Annotated in this window: 13 protein-coding genes; 3 read left to right on the top strand and 10 right to left on the bottom strand. The window is 60.0% G+C overall.

All coding sequences use genetic code 11. The features are described 5' to 3' along the window. Window positions 1-241: 241 nt before the first annotated feature. Complete coding sequence (locus AK821_RS06975; protein WP_064389010.1) at window positions 242-1,438, bottom strand: AAA family ATPase; 1,197 nt, start codon at window positions 1,436-1,438, stop codon at window positions 242-244. Between the two features lie 200 nt (window positions 1,439-1,638). On the opposite strand from AK821_RS06975, the gene AK821_RS06970 reads away from it, so the two are divergent. Genes AK821_RS06970 through AK821_RS06960 form a run of 3 tightly spaced genes read left to right on the top strand, consistent with a single transcriptional unit; the run spans window position 1,639 to window position 6,853 of the window. Continuing rightward, window positions 1,639-2,742, top strand: a complete 1,104-nt coding sequence (locus AK821_RS06970; protein ID WP_064389009.1) for an efflux RND transporter periplasmic adaptor subunit — start codon at window positions 1,639-1,641, stop codon at window positions 2,740-2,742. Continuing rightward, the gene (locus tag AK821_RS06965) at window positions 2,739-3,803 is read left to right on the top strand and encodes an efflux RND transporter periplasmic adaptor subunit (protein ID WP_064389008.1); all 1,065 of its coding nucleotides are present in this window, start codon (window positions 2,739-2,741) and stop codon (window positions 3,801-3,803) included. The genes AK821_RS06970 and AK821_RS06965 overlap by 4 nt, the downstream gene beginning before the upstream one ends. Then, a complete protein-coding gene (locus AK821_RS06960) occupies window positions 3,800-6,853 on the top strand; it encodes an efflux RND transporter permease subunit (RefSeq protein ID WP_064389007.1) in 3,054 nt (1,017 codons plus the stop codon). Before AK821_RS06965 ends, AK821_RS06960 begins: the two co-directional genes overlap by 4 nt. A gap of 98 nt (window positions 6,854-6,951) precedes the next feature. Here AK821_RS06960 and AK821_RS06955 read toward each other — a convergent pair whose 3' ends face one another. The 9 genes from AK821_RS06955 to tcyN form a co-directional block, all read right to left on the bottom strand. Continuing rightward, entirely contained in the window at window positions 6,952-7,581 is a 630-nt protein-coding gene (locus AK821_RS06955) for a class I SAM-dependent methyltransferase (RefSeq protein WP_064389006.1), read from the bottom strand. Between the two features lie 170 nt (window positions 7,582-7,751). Continuing rightward, window positions 7,752-8,396 (bottom strand): methionine ABC transporter permease, encoded by a 645-nt coding sequence (locus tag AK821_RS06950; protein ID WP_034151854.1) that lies wholly within the window; start codon window positions 8,394-8,396, stop codon window positions 7,752-7,754. Then, window positions 8,386-9,507, bottom strand: coding sequence for a methionine ABC transporter ATP-binding protein (locus AK821_RS06945; protein WP_064389005.1), 1,122 nt, complete (start codon window positions 9,505-9,507; stop codon window positions 8,386-8,388). The genes AK821_RS06950 and AK821_RS06945 overlap by 11 nt, the downstream gene beginning before the upstream one ends. A gap of 2 nt (window positions 9,508-9,509) precedes the next feature. After that, complete coding sequence (locus tag AK821_RS06940; protein WP_007918730.1) at window positions 9,510-10,319, bottom strand: MetQ/NlpA family ABC transporter substrate-binding protein; 810 nt, start codon at window positions 10,317-10,319, stop codon at window positions 9,510-9,512. 119 nt (window positions 10,320-10,438) lie between these two features. Then, complete coding sequence (locus AK821_RS06935) at window positions 10,439-11,797, bottom strand: LLM class flavin-dependent oxidoreductase (protein WP_064389004.1); 1,359 nt, start codon at window positions 11,795-11,797, stop codon at window positions 10,439-10,441. After that, window positions 11,797-12,990 (bottom strand): SfnB family sulfur acquisition oxidoreductase, encoded by a 1,194-nt coding sequence (locus AK821_RS06930; protein ID WP_064389003.1) that lies wholly within the window; start codon window positions 12,988-12,990, stop codon window positions 11,797-11,799. The genes AK821_RS06935 and AK821_RS06930 overlap by 1 nt, the downstream gene beginning before the upstream one ends. A 38-nt stretch (window positions 12,991-13,028) precedes the next feature. After that, the gene (locus AK821_RS06925; RefSeq protein ID WP_064389002.1) at window positions 13,029-14,270 is read right to left on the bottom strand and encodes an SfnB family sulfur acquisition oxidoreductase; all 1,242 of its coding nucleotides are present in this window, start codon (window positions 14,268-14,270) and stop codon (window positions 13,029-13,031) included. Between the two features lie 383 nt (window positions 14,271-14,653). Next, on the bottom strand, window positions 14,654-15,415 hold the full coding sequence (locus AK821_RS06920; protein WP_064389001.1) for a hypothetical protein: 762 nt from the start codon (window positions 15,413-15,415) through the stop codon (window positions 14,654-14,656). Window positions 15,416-15,881: 466 nt separating this feature from the next. After that, window positions 15,882-16,631 (bottom strand): L-cystine ABC transporter ATP-binding protein TcyN, encoded by a 750-nt coding sequence (gene tcyN, locus AK821_RS06915; RefSeq protein WP_064389000.1) that lies wholly within the window; start codon window positions 16,629-16,631, stop codon window positions 15,882-15,884. Window position 16,632: the final 1 nt, after the last annotated feature.

Below are 16,632 nucleotides of genomic sequence, written 5' to 3'. Positions count from 1 at the left end.
TTATGGATTCACAGAGTCATTTTCAGGTCGGCGTAATTCAACAGCATCTCCCAATCAGTCCCCTCTTCTGAAGGGAGAGGGAGCCGGCCGAGGTGTCTTGCATCAGACATTGACCTGCGGAAACGAGTCGATTGTGGATTCACAGACGCATTTTCACGTCGGCGTCACTCTTGAGCATCCCCCAATCAGTCCCCTCTCCCTCAGGGAGAGGGTTAGGGTGAGGGGCTTTTGCCTGGAACGCTCAATCCGGCCAGTTCCACGCCGGCTCATCCAGTACCCGCTGCCCGACAATCCCGGTCTGCCCCAGGGTTTTCTCCAGCACAATGCAATTGCACTCCGGGTCCTCCTGCAACGCCGAAATCAACCGCCGCGCATGGGACACCACCCACACCTGACATTGCTCAGACGCACGAATGATCAACCGCGCCAGTGCCGGCAACAGATCCGGATGCAGACTGGTTTCCGGCTCGTTCAGTACCATCAGCGACGGCGGTCTCGGCGTCAGCAACGCCGCGACGAGCAGCAGATAGCGCAACGTCCCGTCCGACAACTCCGCTGCCGATAGCGGCCGCAACAGGCCTTCCTGATAAAACTCGATGGCAAAGCGTCCACCGGCCTGCGCTTCGATATGCACGCGTGCACCAGGAAACGCATCGGTAATTGCCGCACGCATCGCGTCGCCATCACCAATCTCGATGATGGTCTGCAACGCCGCCGCCAGATCGCGGCCGTCGTGATGCAGCACTGGCGTGCGCGTACCCAGTTGCGGTTGACGCACCGGCGCGTCGGCGTCGCTGCGAAAGTGATCGTAGAAACGCCAGCGACGAATGAACTCGCGCATCTGGAACACTTCCGGCGAGCTGCGCAGGCTGCCGACCTGGTCGAACAGGCTGTCGAAGTTGGGCGTGTGTTGCGCCAGCACATCCCATTTGCGTTCGGCGCGTGCGCGGATCATCGGCCCGTCACGATCCACCAGCAGGCTGGCGGGACGGTAGAGCGCGCCGGCCCAGATGCATTCGCGCTTGATCTGCGGGTCGAGGCTGAAGCGCGAGGGAATGGGGCGCGAATGTTCGGGCACCATGAAGTGCCCGTTGGAGTCGGGCAGACCGAGGCTGATCGAGTAGCTGAAATCCTCCCCGGCGAACCCCAGGCGCAATCGCTTCACACCCTGACGCACCGTCGACTGGATCGGCACTTCGCCGTTGCGCATGCGCCGGCTGATGGTTTCCGGCCCGGCCCAGAACGTCGAATCCAGGCCACCCTCACGGGCCAGCGCATTGACTACGCCGCCCTGAGCGGTTTCCGCCAGCAGGCGCAAGGCCCGGTAAAGATTGGACTTGCCGCTGCCGTTGGGCCCGGTGATCAGGTTCAGCCGGCCGAGCGGGATCACCAATTTATTGATCGAGCGGTAATTGGCCACTGCCAGGGTGTTGAGCATGGAATTCCTTCTCTTCAGGCGCCCATTGTAGGAGCTGCCGCAGGCTGCGATCTTTTGATCTTCTAAAAAAACATCAAAAAATCGCAGCCTGCGGCAGCTCCTACGGGGAAATATTGTGATCGCGCAGGCGAAGGCGGAACCCTGTTCTAAGCTCACAGTCGTATCGTCACTTGCACGTTCGTACACAGGAAGGAGTCTGCATGGCGAGTCCCGGTTTGAAAACAGCGGTCATGCTGAGTCTGTTCACCTTGGTGACCGCCTGCGGCGAAAAAAAAGCCCCTGAGGAATATTTGCCCAGGGTCTTCGTACAGGAAGTGAAACCCGCGGATTACGCGGCTTCGGTGACATTGACCGGTGACGTGCAGGCGCGCGTGCAGACGGAGTTGTCGTTCCGTGTTGGCGGCAAGATCATCCAGCGTATGGTCGACGTCGGCGACCGCGTCACGGCCAGACAGGTGCTGGCCAAACTCGACCCTAAAGACTTGCAGACCAACGTCGATTCCGCCCAGGCCCAGGTTGTGGCCGAACAGGCGCGGGTGAAACAGAGCGCTGCGGCGTTCGTGCGCCAGCAGAAACTCCTGCCCAAGGGCTACACCAGCCAAAGCGAATACGACTCCGCCCAAGCGGCGTTGCGCAGCAGCCAGAGCGCCTTGAGTGCGGCGCAGGCGCAACTGGCGAACGCCAAGGATCAACTCAGTTACACCTCACTGATCGCTGACGCGCCGGGCGTCATCACCGAGCGTCAGGCCGAAGTCGGCCAGGTGGTGCAGGCCACCGCGCCGATCTTCAGTCTGGCCCGCGATGGCGACCGCGATGCGGTGTTCAACGTGTATGAATCGCTGCTCGCCGAGCGTCCTGCGGACAACAGGATCACCGTCAGCCTGCTCGACAACCCCGAGATCAAAACCACCGGCACCGTGCGCGAAATCACCCCGGCGGTGTCGGCGCAATCCGGCACCGTGCAAGTCAAAGTCACCCTCGACAAGCTGCCGCCGGGCATGCAACTCGGTTCGGTGGTCAGCGCCACGGCCAAAGGCTCGGGCAAGTCGGCGGTCGAGTTGCCGTGGTCAGCGCTGACGAAAAACATCAGCGATACGGCGGTGTGGATGGTCGATGACAAGGGCGAGGCGCAATTGCACAACGTCACGGTCGGCCGCTACCTGACCGGCAAAGTCATCATCAGCGAAGGGCTCAAGGGCGGCGAGAAAGTCATCGTCGCTGGTGGGCAGTTGTTGCATCCGGGCATGAAAGTCGAGATCGCCGAAAACACCTACAAGGATTTGCAGCCGGGAGTACAGCCATGAAGTCTCTGTGGCTGTTACCCGTTGCTGTGATGTTGGCTGCGTGTTCGAAGAAAGAACCGCCGCCCGAGCCGGTACGCCCGGTGCTGTCAGTCCAGGTCGAAGCGTTGAGCGAGGAAAACCTCGGGCGTTTCGCCGGCAGCATTCAGGCGCGCTATGAGAGCAACACCGGTTTCCGTGTGGGCGGGCGCATCGCTAGCCGTAACGTCGATGTGGGGGCCGAGGTCGAGAAAGGCACGTTGCTCGCCACCCTCGACCCTTCCGACCAGCAGAACCAATTGCGTTCGGCGCAAGGCGATCTGGCGAAAATCCAGGCGCAATTGATCAACGCACAAGCCAATGCGCGCCGCCAGCAGGCGCTGTTTGATCGCGGTGTCGGTGCACAGGCGCAACTGGACGTCGCCAACACCGATCTGAAAACCACCCAGGCTTCGCTGGATCAGGCGCGCGCGGCGGTCAACCAGAGCAAGGACCAACTCGGCTACACCGAACTGCGCGCCGACCACCGTGCCGTGGTCACCGCGTGGAACGCCGAGGCCGGGCAGGTCGTCACGGCTGGCCAGCAAGTGGTGACGCTGGCGCAACCGGACATCAAGGAAGCGGTGATCGATCTGCCGGACACCCTGGTCGATCAGATCCCCAGTGATGTGGTGTTCTCGGTGGCCGCGCAACTCGACCCGAGCATCAACACCACCGCGATCATCCGCGAAATCGAACCGCAGGCGCAAAGTGCCACGCGCACCCGTCGTGCCCGTCTGACCCTGGCCGATACGCCGGACGGCTTTCGTCTCGGCACAGCGATCAGCGTGACCCTCAGCTCGGCGATCAAGCCGCGAATCGAATTGCCCGTGACGGCGCTGCAGGAGGTCGATGGCAAAGCGCGAATCTGGGTCATCGACACGCAAAACAAAACCGTCAGCCCCCGCGATGTCACCGTCGTCAGCCGTACCGACAGCAGCGTCGTACTGGCTGGCGGCGTAAAGAACGGCGAGCGTGTGGTCAGCGCCGGCGTCAACAGCCTCAAACCCGGACAATCGGTAAAACTTGACGAGGACAGTCAATGAAAGGCTCTTTCAACCTCTCCGAATGGGCCCTCAAGCATCAGTCATTCGTCTGGTACCTGATGTTCGTTGCGTTACTGATGGGCGTCTTTTCGTACTTCAACCTGGGCCGCGAAGAAGATCCGTCGTTCACCATCAAAACCATGGTCATCCAGACCAAATGGCCGGGCGCGACTCAAGAGGAAACGCTCAAGCAGGTCACCGACCGCATCGAGAAGAAACTCGAAGAACTCGACTCCCTCGACTACGTGAAAAGCTACACGCGCCCCGGCGAATCAACGGTGTACGTGTACCTGCGCGACACCACCAGCGCCAAGGACATCCCGGAAATCTGGTACCAGGTGCGCAAGAAGATCGATGACATTCGCGGACAGTTTCCCCAAGGCATTCAGGGGCCGGGATTCAACGACGAGTTCGGTGACGTGTTCGGCTCGGTGTACGCGTTTACCGCCGATGGCCTGACCATGCGCCAACTGCGCGATTATGTGGAACAGGCCAGGGCCGAAATCCGCAACGTGCCAGGGCTGGGCAAGATCGAAATGGTCGGCCAGCAGGACGAAGTGATTTACCTGAATTTCTCCACACGCAAACTCGCTGCACTGGGCATCGATCAACGTCAGGTAGTGGAAAGCCTGCAATCGCAGAACGCCGTAACTCCGGCGGGGGTGATCGAGGCCGGTCCCGAGCGGATTTCCGTGCGCACCTCCGGGCAGTTTGCTTCGGAGAAGGATCTGGCCGAAGTCAACCTCAAGCTCAATGACCGCTTCTATCGACTGGCCGACATCGCCGAGATCAGCCGTGGTTACGTAGATCCGGCGACCCCGGAATTCCGCTTCGACGGCAAACCGGCCATCGGCCTGGCGATTGCCATGCAGAAGGGTGGCAACGTCCAGGAGTTCGGCAAGGCCTTGCATGCGCGCATCGACCAACTGACCGCGGACTTGCCGGTGGGCGTTGGCGTGCACACCGTTTCCGATCAGGCTGTCGTCGTTGAAGAGGCTGTTGGAGGTTTCACCAGCGCGCTGTTCGAAGCGGTGATCATCGTGCTGGTGGTGAGTTTTATCAGCCTCGGTGTGCGCGCCGGGCTGGTGGTGGCGTGCTCGATTCCGCTGGTGCTGGCGATGGTCTTTGTGTTCATGGAATACAGCGGCATCACTATGCAGCGGATTTCCCTCGGCGCATTGATCATCGCCCTCGGCCTGTTGGTGGATGACGCGATGATCACCGTGGAGATGATGGTCACGCGCCTGGAAATGGGCGAGAGCAAGGAGGAGGCCGCGACGTACGCCTACACCTCGACGGCGTTCCCGATGCTAACGGGGACGCTGGTGACAGTCGCCGGTTTCGTGCCGATCGGCCTCAACGCCAGTTCCGCCGGTGAGTACACCTACACGCTGTTTGCGGTGATTGCCGTGGCCATGATTGTGTCGTGGATTGTGGCGGGGTTTTTCGCGCCGGTGATCGGCGTGCACATTCTCAGCGCCAACGTGAAACCTCATGAAGCCGAGCCGGGTCGCGTCGGGCGTGCGTTCAATGGCGGTCTGTTGTGGGCGATGCGCAATCGCTGGTGGGCGATCGGTATCACCGTGCTGCTGTTTGCCCTGTCGATTTTTTGCATGCGCTTTGTGCAGAACCAGTTCTTTCCGGCATCGGACCGCCCGGAAATTCTCGTCGACCTGAACCTGCCGCAAAACGCCTCGATCGACGAAACCCGCAAAGCCGTCGACAAACTCGAAGCGACGCTCAAGGGTGACGCGGACATTGTGCGCTGGAGCACCTACATCGGTCAGGGCGCGATCCGTTTCTACCTGCCGCTCGACCAGCAATTGCAAAACCCGTACTACGCACAACTGGTGATCGTCAGCAAGGATTTCGAGGCCCGTGAGGCCTTGACCCAACGTCTGCGCGAACGCCTGCACAAGGACTTCGTCGGCATCGGCAGTTACGTGCAAGCACTGGAAATGGGCCCGCCGGTGGGGCGTCCGATTCAGTACCGGGTCAGTGGCAAGGACATCGATCAGGTGCGCAAGCACGCCATTGACCTCGCGACCGAACTGGACAAGAACTCGCACATCGGCGAGATCATCTACGACTGGAACGAGCCGGGCAAAGTCCTGCGCATCGACATCGCCCAGGACAAGGCGCGGCAACTCGGGCTGTCGTCCGAAGACGTGGCGAACCTGATGAACAGCATCGTCAGTGGCTCGCCGTTGACCCAGGTCGATGACGACATCTACCTGATCAACGTGGTCGGGCGCGCTGTGGATTCCGAACGTGGTACGCCGGAAACCCTGCAGAACCTGCAGATCGTCACGCCGAGCGGCACGTCGATTCCGCTGCTGGCGTTCGCCACCGTGCGTTATGAACTGGAGCAGCCGCTGGTGTGGCGTCGCGACCGTTTGCCGACCATCACCATCAAGGCCTCGGTGCGCGACGAGATCCAGCCGACCGATCTGGTGAAAATCCTCAAGCCGTCGATTGATGCCTTCGCTGAAAAGCTCCCGGTCGGCTACAAAGTCGCCACTGGCGGTACGGTCGAGGAGAGCGGCAAGGCCCAAGGGCCGATCGCCAAGGTGTTGCCGTTGATGCTGTTTTTGATGGCGACGTTCCTGATGATCCAGTTGCACAGCGTGCAGAAGATGTTCCTCGTCGCGAGTGTCGCGCCGCTGGGGCTGATCGGCGTGGTACTGGCGTTGGTGCCGACCGGTACGCCGATGGGTTTCGTGGCGATTCTGGGGATTCTCGCGCTGATCGGCATCATCATCCGCAACTCGGTGATTCTGGTGACGCAGATCGATGAGTTCGAGAAGAAAGGTTATGCGCCGTGGGATGCGGTGGTCGAAGCGACCGAACATCGGCGCCGACCGATCCTGCTGACCGCAGCCGCAGCGAGCATGGGCATGATCCCCATTGCCCGGGAAGTGTTCTGGGGGCCGATGGCCTACGCGATGATTGGCGGGATCGTGGTGGCGACGCTGCTGACGTTGCTGTTCCTGCCGGCGCTGTATGTGGCCTGGTACAAGATTCGCGAGCCGAAAAAAGAGACGCAGTAAAAACGAGCGCTTCGCGCTCATCGCGAGCAGGCTCACTCCTACAGGGGAACGCATTCCAACTATAGAAGTGAGCCTGCTCGCGATGGCGTCTGAGCTGACTACATGGATTTACGCCAGACACTCGCCAACCAAGGCTGCTGCTCGCGCGGTAGCCCCGCCGGCCGATAGTAATGCTCAAGCTCGACAAAACCCGCTGCCGTCAACAACCCGCGCCACGCCTCAAGATCGTGATACGAGCCATAACGCGGCCCGTTCCAGCCTTCACGGTTATCCCCACGCGGATTGGAGCTGAACAACACGCCACCGGGTTTCAACGCACCATGCAGTTGCTTGAGCACCCTTGGCAATTCCTGCAACGGCACATGAAAAAGCACCGCGTTGGCGAAGATCCCGTCGAAGCGTTCAGCCGGCAGATCGAGCTTCAGAAAGTCCTGTTGGAGCACCTCGCAACCACTGTCCTCACGGGCCATTCGCGCAAACTCTGGCGAACCGTCGAGGCCGACTGCGATGTGGCCCATGCGCGTAAACGTTTGCAAATCGCGGCCCGGGCCGCAGCCGAAATCCAGAATCGTGAACGGCGCCACACCTTGAATATGCCGCAGCAACGCATCGATGTTCTGGCTGACATCGTGATTGCGGGTGCCTTCACGAAAGTCTTCGGCCACCGAGTTGTAGTGGCCGAGGGTGGTGGCGGTGATCTGTTCGAGATCGGTGGGGGTCTGCTTCATGGTCGGGATACGCGGGCAATTGGGATTTGCCGAATATACGCCATCGGGTTCGGGGCTGCTGCGCAGCCCATCGCGAGCAGGCTCACTCCTGCATTTGAAATGCGTTCCCCTGTAGGAGTGAGCCTGCTCGCGATAGCGGTTGTGAAGTTGCTACATGAGCCCGGCCCGGCTCAGCGCTTGTTCAACCCCCGCGCCAACCGATCCCCACCCAACTGAATCACCGCCACCAACGCCACCAGCAACACAATCACCGTCAGCATGATCTGGCTGTCAAAACGCTGATAGCCGTAGCGATAGGCGATATCTCCCAACCCGCCAGCGCCAATCGCCCCGGCCATCGCCGACGAGTTGATCATCGTCACCAGCGTGATGGTGAACCCGCCGACAATCCCCGGCAGCGCCTCCGGCAACAGCACATGCCAGACGATGTGCCAACGCCGGCAGCCCATCGCCTGCGCCGCCTCGATCAAGCCATGATCAACCTCGCGCAGGCTCACTTCGGCAATCCGCGCAAAGAACGGTGTCGCGGCAATTGTCAGCGGCACAACAGCGGCCCAGACACCGTAGGTCGTTCCGACAATCAACCGGGTAAACGGAATCAGCGCGACCATCAGAATCAAAAACGGGATCGAGCGAAACAGGTTCACGAACGCGCCCAAGGCGCGGTTGAGTACCGGCGCTTCATAGATCCCGCCCTTGTCGCTGGTGACCAGAATCACCGCCATGGGAATCCCCACCAGCAGCGCTATCAGCGACGACACGCCGACCATCAAAAACGTGTCGATGAAACCCTGCAGCAAGCGATCAAACCACATAACCCAATACCTCCACGCGTTGCGCCCACGGTGCGGCGCGTTCGCGCAACTGCTCGGCTCCGAACGCTGAATCACTGACGGCCAGCAACAGTTGCCCCAACGCATGCCCCTGAATCCGTTCGACGCCGCCCTGTAGCAACTTTACCCGGCCACCGAGTGCAGCAAATAATGCCGCCAGATCCGGTTCGTCGCTGGCGCTGCCGGTGAATTGCAAGCGCAGCACCACAGCAGCATCGGAGGAGGGCGGCTGCTTCAGCAAACGGCTTTGCAACTCCTCCGGCAGCGCGTGTTGCAGCGGTGCGAGCAAGGTCTGGCTAACCTCGTGCTGCGGATTGCCGAACACTTCCCACACCGGGCCTTGTTCGACCACCCGCCCGTGCTCAAGCACGACGACGCGGTCGCAGATTTCGCGGATCACTGCCATCTCATGAGTAATCAGAACGATGGTCAGACCCAGGCGTTTATTGATCTCGCGCAGCAGGCCGAGGATCGACTGGGTGGTCTCCGGGTCGAGCGCCGAAGTGGCCTCGTCGCAGAGCAAAATATCCGGGTCATGCACCAACGCCCGGGCAATACCGACACGCTGTTTCTGCCCTCCGGAGAGCTGCGCCGGATAAGCCTTGTGCTTTTCCTGCAGGCCAACCAGTTCGAGTAGTTCGCGAACCTTTTTTTCTCGTTGCTCTTTCGGCACGCCAGCGACTTTCAGCGGCAGTTCGACGTTCTGCCAAACAGTCTTGGCCGACATCAGATTGAAGTGCTGGAAGATCATGCCGATGCGTCGGCGCAGGGCGACAAGACGGTCTTCATCGAACTCGCCGATGTCGACCTGATCGATCAGCACTCGCCCCGAGGTCGGTTGTTCCAGACGATTGATCGTACGGATCAGCGATGACTTGCCAGCGCCGCTGCGGCCGATGATGCCGAACACTTCGCCGCGCTGAATCGCCAGATCGATGCCTTGCAACGCGGCGACCGGGCCTTGCCGACCGTTGTAGGTTTTGCCCAGACCGATGAAGCGTACGTGGGCACGATTCAGCTCGGGGTGCAGCTCGGTTTTTTCAGCATTGTGTGGCTCTGGAATATCCAGTCGCCGTTGGATCGCGGCCGTCATGCTCAGCTTTCCCAGCCGGCTTGATACAGCTTGCCGTGGGCCTTATCCAGTGCCGCGCGAACGACCGGCGAATGCTGGTAGATGTCGACGAATTTGATCAGGCGCGGATCGGTTTTGCTCTTCGGCTGGATGACGAACTGGATCACGTATTCCTTGTGATCGAGACCGTCGAACAGCAGCGCCGAACCGGCATCGAAAGTCTTCGCCAGACGAATGTAGGCCGGGTAGCCCTGGACCAGATCTGCGTCGTCATAGGCGCGTACCAATTGCACGGCTTCGACCTGGAGGATTTTGATCTTCTTCGGGTTGGCGACAATGTCATCTTCGGTGGCTTTGTAGCCGACGCCCGGTTTCAGCGTGATCAAACCAGCCTTGGCCAGCAGCTGCAAACCACGACCACTGTTGATCGGGTCGTTGGCGATGGCAACGCTGGCGCCCTCTGGCAACTCGTCGAAGCTTTTGTATTTTTTCGAGTAGAGACCGACGTTGTTGATGATCCCCGGTGCGAATGGCACCAGATCAAAACCCGACGCAGCCTTGGCGTTTTCGAGGAACGGGATGTGCTGGAAGTAGTTCACGTCGATGTCGCCGGCGGCGAGACTGACGTTCGGTGCGATCCAGTCGGTGAACTCCACCAGCTCGACTTTCAGGCCTTGTTTGGAGGCCTCTTCGACGGCGGCTTCCAGCGGAATGGCGAAGGCGGCGGTGGTGCCGATTTTCAACGGGGCGTCGGCGGCGAAGACGGCCGAGCTGAACAGGCCGAGGGCCAGGGCCAGTGCTTTGACTGGGTGGGACAGGCGTTTTTTGGTCATGATGGTTTTTCCAGTCAGTGCATAAATTTGTGGTGTATTGGATGGCCTCTTCGCGAGCAGGCTCGCTCCCACAGGGGAAATGCATTCCAAATGTGGGAGCGAGCCTGCTCGCGAAGCTTTTAATGCCGGTACGACGATCCGGTGTGTTGCTCAGGCAATTGCGCCGCACCGTGAAACAGCTTCTCGCGCAAGCTGCCCGCGTCATAAGCGGTCTTGTACGAACCACGCCGCTGCAGCTCCGGAATCACCAGCTCAATGAAATCGACATAACTTTCCGGGGTAACAATCCGGGTCAGGTTGAAACCGTCGAGGCCGGTCTCGGCGATCCACGATTCCAGCTCATCCGCCACTTGCTCCGGCGAACCGACCACGGTGATGTAACGGCCACCGAGGGCGTGCTGGTCGAGCAATTTGCGCCGGGTCCAGTCGTTGTTCTGCAGGTTCTTGGTCGCCGACTGAATGGCGTTGCTCTTCACGTACTGGATCGGTTCGTCGATTTCGTACTGGGAAAAGTCGATGCCGGTCGACGCGGAGAAATGCGCCACGCCGGCCTCGGCGCTGGCATAGCTCAGGTACTCGGCGTGCTTGGCCCATGCGGCCTCTTCGGTCGCGCCAACGATGACGTTGAGGCCCATGAACACCTTGATGTCGTCGGGGTTACGCCCCGCTTCAACGGCGCTGGCGCGGACCTTGTCGACCTGAACTTTGGTCGATGGTTTGTTCTGACCGCTGATGAATACGCACTCGGCATGACGCCCGGCGAACAGTAGGCCGCGATCAGAGCTGCCGGCCTGAAACAGCACTGGCGTGCGTTGTGGTGACGGTTCGCAGAGGTGATAACCCTCGACCTGATAGAACTCGCCCTTGTGCTCGACCTTGTGCACTTTTTCCGGGTTGGCGTAGATCCGTTGTTCGCGGTTGTTGAGTACGGCACCGTTTTCCCAACTGCCTTCCCAGAGCTTGTAGAGCACTTCCAGGTACTCATCGGCCTGGTCGTAGCGACGGTCATGTTCGACTTGCTCGCTGAGGCCCATGGCTTTTGCGGCGCTGTCCAGATAACCGGTGACGATGTTCCAGCCCACGCGTCCGCGACTCAGATGATCGAGCGTGGACATGCGGCGGGCGAACAGATACGGCGGCTCGTAGGTGAGGTTGGCGGTCAGGCCGAAGCCTAGATTTTTGGTCACCGCAGCCATGGCTGAAACCAGCAGCAGCGGGTCGTTGACCGGCAACTGGATCGACTCTTTCAGCGGCACATCGACTGAGTTCTGATAGACGTCGTACACGCCGACGATGTCGGCAATGAACAGGCCGTCGAAGAGTCCGCGCTCCAGCAATTGCGCCAGTTCAGTCCAGTATTCAATAGTGTTGTAGCGCGTCGAGGTGTCGCGCGGATGCGTCCACAAGCCATGGTTGATGTGGCCGATGCAGTTCATGTTGAACGCGTTGAGCAGGATCTTCTTTTTTGCAGCGCCCATCAGATCGTCCCTCGCAGCGGAGGGTTTTCATCGTTGAGGTAATAATTGCCCACCGCGTGATATTTCCAGCGCACTGGATCGTGCAAGGTGTGCACGCGGGCGTTGCGCCAGTGGCGGTCGAGCCCGCGTTCGGTCCGCGGGGCCCGGCTGCCGGCCAATTCGAACAGCGTGCTGCCGGCGGCGGGGGAAATATCGGTGCTGATCGCCCGGGCTTCAGCAACGGCAATCGAAGCCGCAGCGACGGTTTGTGCGTTGGTCTCAGCTTGCGCGGCGTCGAGGAATTCTCCAGCGCGCTCAAGCAAGGCTTCGGTGGCGTGCAGGCGAATGCTCAAGTGGCCGAAGCTCTTCAGCGTCAGTGGATCTTCGGTGGCTTTGTCGTTGCCGGAATCGATCCACGGGCGGGTTTTGCTGCGCACAAAATGCAGGGCGTCTTCGTAAGCAGCGCGGGCGATGCCGGTGTCGATGGCGGCGTGAAGGATCTGCGCCAACGGGCCAACGGTGGTTGGCCGTTCGAAAGCACTTTGAAACGGCAGTACGTCTTCAGCCTCTACGTAGACGTCTTCGAACACCACCGAACCGCTGCCGGTGGTGCGCTGACCGAAGCCGCTCCAGTCGTCGATCACGGTCAGGCCTTTGCTGTCGCGGGGGACGAAGGCCAGTTGCTGCACGCCGTTTTCATCGACAACCGAGGTCGGAATGCGCTGGGCGTAAATCGCGCCGGTCGCATAGAACTTGCGGCCGTTGATGCGATAACCGTCGCCGTCGCGCTTGAGGCTGGTGACGCGGTCGTGAGCGGTTTTCGTGCCCAGTTCCGCCAGTGCATTACCGAAGCGTTGGCCGGCGAGCACTTCGGCGTACAGCCGTTGTTTTTGCGCGTGGCTGCCGTTTACGCGCAGCACTTCCAGTGCGTAAAAATGGTTCTGCGGGATTTGTCCGAGCGAGCCGTCAGCCTGAGCGATCAGCGCGATGACTTTGGCCAAAGTTACGTTGGACACGCCAGCGCCGCCGTATTCCTTTGGCACACTGATGCCCCACAGGCCCGAGCGGGAAAACACGTCGAGTTCCGGCAGTGGCAAGCGACGTTCACGGTCGCGCAGGGCGCTGTCGCGTTTGAAATCTTCGGCCAGATCGCTGGCGACGATCAGGGCTTGCTCATCGCTGGTGATGACCGCGACGTGATGGGAAAAAGTCATAGGTTTCTCCATTGCACTTGAGAAAGTGTGCGGTCGTCTCAGATCCAGGAATGGCGAGCAGGCAAAGTGCCGTTGAGGCGATAGGCGCCGACCGCGTGATATTTCCAGCGCACCGGGTCGTGCAGCGTGTGCACCCGGGCGTTGCGCCAGTGGCGGTCGAGGTTGAATTCGGCGAGGGTCGCGCGGCTGCCGGCCAGTTCGAAAAGCTTCTCGCTGGCGAGCAATGAGATTTCCGTGGTCAGCACTTTGGCCTCGGCCACGGCAATCGATGCACGGGCGGCAGATTCGGCGGTCAGCGGTGCGGCGTGCACCTGATCAAGAACTTTGCCGGCCTTGCGCAGCAGCGCTTCGGCGGCGTGCAGTTCGATTTTCAGTTTGCCGATGTCGGCGATCACATAGAGGTCATCACTGGCGCGATCAACTTTGGCGTCGATCCATGGCCGCGCGCGGGTTTTGACGAACTCGATGGCGTCATCGATGGCGCCACGGGCGATGCCGGCATCAATGGCCGCTTGAATCAGCTGCGACACCGCGCCTTGGGTGTTGGGGGTTTCGTTGATCTTCCAGTTGTCGACGACCAGGTTCGATTCGACGCGAACGTTGTTCAGCAAAATCGTGCCGCTGGCGGTGGTGCGCTGACCGAAACCCGACCAGTCATCAACAATGCGCAACCCCGGCGTGCCGCGACGGACGAAGGCCAGCACTTGCTTGCCGTCATCGTTGAGCGCCTTCACCGCGACCCAGTGCGCAAACAGCGCGCCGGTGGAATAGAACTTCTGGCCGTTGATCACGTAATCGTCGCCGTCGGCGGTGATCCGTGCTTTCAGTTCCAGGGTGTTTTTAGTGCCGCGCTCCGGACCGGCATTGCCGATGCGCCAGCCTTCCAGAACACTCTGGAACAGCTGCTGTTTCTGCGCCTCGGTGGCACTGCCGAGCACCAGATTGATGATGCCGAACTGGTTCTGCGGGATCTGTCCCAACGCCGGGTCGGCGGCGGAAATGATCGCGAACACCTCGGCCAATGTGACGAATGAAACCTGCGGGCCACCGTATTCGCGCGGGATGGCAATGCTGCCCAGACCGCTACGGGTGAACTGTTCGATTTCCGACCATGGCAGCTTGCGCTGACGGTCGCGTTTGGCCGCCTGTACGCGGGCGACTTGCGCCAGCTCATGGGCGGCCTTGATGGCTTGGGCGTCGTTGCGCAAGACTTGCGCGGGCAACAACAACGGGGCGATGTCCAGATCCGACTGGACGTTTGCGTCTGCCAGACTGGACATCAGTGCCGCTCCTTGGCTGCACGCAATGCCCTGGCGATCTGCACTGGGGTGATTGTGTTCCGGACCATACTACCTACCTCACATCTCATGAAAAACGCCGCAAAAGTGCGGCGAACGAAAGAATGTCCGGTGGTCCGGTTCATATACCCTAAGCGTGTATAAATATTAAATAAACTAACTTTTAGGAATATGCATAGAAGGGGGGATGGTCGGGTTGGTTAACAATGGGTATCGGTTTAAATGATCCTTTGTGGCGAGTGGGCTTTCACCCCGTTCCGCTGCGCAGCGGGCGCGAATCCTGCCACTCGGTAGAGTTGTAGATGCCGGGGTAGCTTCGCTGTCCAACGGGGCAAGCCCCCTCGCCACGGGGGATTGGCGTTTACTCAGTCGCGTGGCTCGGCGGCTTTGAGGATGGGCCTCAGCGGCACCTTCAGGTAAGGGTTTACACAGCCGATCTTCAACGTACGCGGTGGCGCCCAGCGCGAGTTGTTGCCAACGCGGTCGATGACGCAGTACGTCACGTCGAGGCGCAGATCTTCCCCGGCTTCGACGATGACCGCCGGCGGCACCCAGACCTGAATCGGCAAGCCGACATCCGCTGCCGTGACCGGTATCAGGTCCATGCGCACATCGCCCCAGCGCAAGGTGATTTCATCGTCCTCGGCCATGTTTATGTAAGGCTCGATGGTCAGCGGTACGCCGCGTTTGATCTGGTTCGGATTAACCCCCTGACGGCGGATGGTGTCGGGGATCGTGACGGCTTGCAGTTGCTGGTTTTCATCACCGCACAGTGCCGATGGCTGGCCACCGGGACAATCGAGTTTGACTTGCACCCGGGTGGCTGCCGACAGCGCCTGACCCTGGCCAACCTGCATGACCCGATAGTGGATGCGGGCAGTGCCGCTGGCAATGAAGCTTTCCGGCACTCGCAGGCTGACTGCGGCGCCGATATCCTCGACGGTCAGAACCTTTGATGCGACATAGCATTTGTTCCAGAACAGTTCGATCAGGTCCCCACAATCCATATCGGGATAGGGCGCCACGTCGACCGAAAGATGGGCAGCAGCGGCCAGATTGATGCCGGCTTTTTGCGCGGGCGCCAGGATTGGCGCTGCCAGTTCGGGGGTGTGCGAAGTGTGAGTCATCGATTTCTCTCCTTGAGCTTGCAACGAAGTCCGTTTCTGAAGAACAAAGGCGTGAATCAACAGGCAACACAGCCGAGAACTTTCATCAAGGTTGAATATGCGTTGATTGAACTAAGTAGCGCCGGTTGGCGACTAGATAAGAGTGTGCGGCAATGAGTGTCAATAGACGTACTTAGTTAATCCGTGAATTACGTATTAATCAGAAGTGTCCTACATTGACGAGGCCGAATGCCTAGGTCTATTAGCGAATAGAGCTACGAATCTCAGTGGTTTTCAGCCGTTTCGATAAGCCGCTATCAGCACCCAGTCTTTGGGTGACGACAGTTTTACAGCACGGTTTATCTGTTGCAGGAGATATATATGTTCTGGATGGAACATGTTTGATTAGTATTTGCTCAAGCGGGTCGTTCAGGCGGGATAACGTAACTTCCATCCGTGGAAGTTGACGTTTGGTGCATCAAGATTCTCAAGCGTGATTCAGGAACTTGCTGAGAAACTGTTTAGTGCGTTCTTCTTTCGGGTTGGCAAACAACGCTTTGGCTTCACCCTGTTCAACGATCACACCCTTGTCGAAAAACACCACACGGTTGGCCACATCGCGGGCAAACCCCATTTCGTGGGTGACGATGACCATGGTGCGTTTTTCTTCGGCGAGACCACGAATGGTCGCCAGCACTTCACCCACCAGTTCCGGGTCGAGGGCCGAGGTCGGCTCGTCGAACAGGATCACTTCCGGCTCCATCGCCAGCGCCCGGGCAATCGCCACGCGCTGTTGCTGGCCGCCGGACAGACGACGCGGATAAGCGTCCTCCTTGCCCGCCAGACCGACTTTGGCCATGAGCTTCTTGCCCAGGGCAACGGCGGCGTCGCGCGGCATTTTCTTGACCACGATCGGGCCTTCGATGACGTTTTCCAGCGCAGTGCGGTGGGGGAACAGGTTGAAGTTCTGAAACACGAAGCCCACGTGCTGGCGCAGGTTGCGCACCAACGCTTGCTGCTGGTTCAGCGGGCGGCTGGTATCAATCTCGATATCGCCGACCTTGATCCGGCCGCTGGTGGGTTGTTCAAGAAAGTTAAGGCAACGCAGGAACGTCGTTTTCCCCGAACCGCTGGGGCCGATGATCGCGACGACCTCGCCTTCCTTGACCTCGAGGTCGATGCCGTTGAGCACGACCTGACCCTTGAATTGCTTGGTCAGTTTTTCCACGACAATCATC

This window comes from Pseudomonas sp. RIT-PI-r (assembly GCF_001297015.1).
Taxonomy (GTDB): Bacteria; Pseudomonadota; Gammaproteobacteria; order Pseudomonadales; family Pseudomonadaceae; genus Aquipseudomonas.
The sequence above is the reverse complement of the archived record's forward strand: the minus strand, read 5'-3'. Positions and strand labels throughout refer to the sequence as shown.

Coding starts and splice junctions, on each gene's coding strand:
- AK821_RS06975 (WP_064389010.1), bottom strand. CDS start 1,438: ATGCTCAACACCCTGGCAGTGGCCAATTACCGCTCGATCAATAAATTG.
- AK821_RS06970 (WP_064389009.1), top strand. CDS start 1,639: ATGGCGAGTCCCGGTTTGAAAACAGCGGTCATGCTGAGTCTGTTCACC.
- AK821_RS06965 (WP_064389008.1), top strand. CDS start 2,739: ATGAAGTCTCTGTGGCTGTTACCCGTTGCTGTGATGTTGGCTGCGTGT.
- AK821_RS06960 (WP_064389007.1), top strand. CDS start 3,800: ATGAAAGGCTCTTTCAACCTCTCCGAATGGGCCCTCAAGCATCAGTCA.
- AK821_RS06955 (WP_064389006.1), bottom strand. CDS start 7,581: ATGAAGCAGACCCCCACCGATCTCGAACAGATCACCGCCACCACCCTC.
- AK821_RS06950 (WP_034151854.1), bottom strand. CDS start 8,396: ATGTGGTTTGATCGCTTGCTGCAGGGTTTCATCGACACGTTTTTGATG.
- AK821_RS06945 (WP_064389005.1), bottom strand. CDS start 9,507: ATGACGGCCGCGATCCAACGGCGACTGGATATTCCAGAGCCACACAAT.
- AK821_RS06940 (WP_007918730.1), bottom strand. CDS start 10,319: ATGACCAAAAAACGCCTGTCCCACCCAGTCAAAGCACTGGCCCTGGCC.
- AK821_RS06935 (WP_064389004.1), bottom strand. CDS start 11,797: ATGGGCGCTGCAAAAAAGAAGATCCTGCTCAACGCGTTCAACATGAAC.
- AK821_RS06930 (WP_064389003.1), bottom strand. CDS start 12,990: ATGACTTTTTCCCATCACGTCGCGGTCATCACCAGCGATGAGCAAGCC.
- AK821_RS06925 (WP_064389002.1), bottom strand. CDS start 14,270: ATGTCCAGTCTGGCAGACGCAAACGTCCAGTCGGATCTGGACATCGCC.
- AK821_RS06920 (WP_064389001.1), bottom strand. CDS start 15,415: ATGACTCACACTTCGCACACCCCCGAACTGGCAGCGCCAATCCTGGCG.
- tcyN (WP_064389000.1), bottom strand. CDS start 16,631: ATGATTGTCGTGGAAAAACTGACCAAGCAATTCAAGGGTCAGGTCGTG.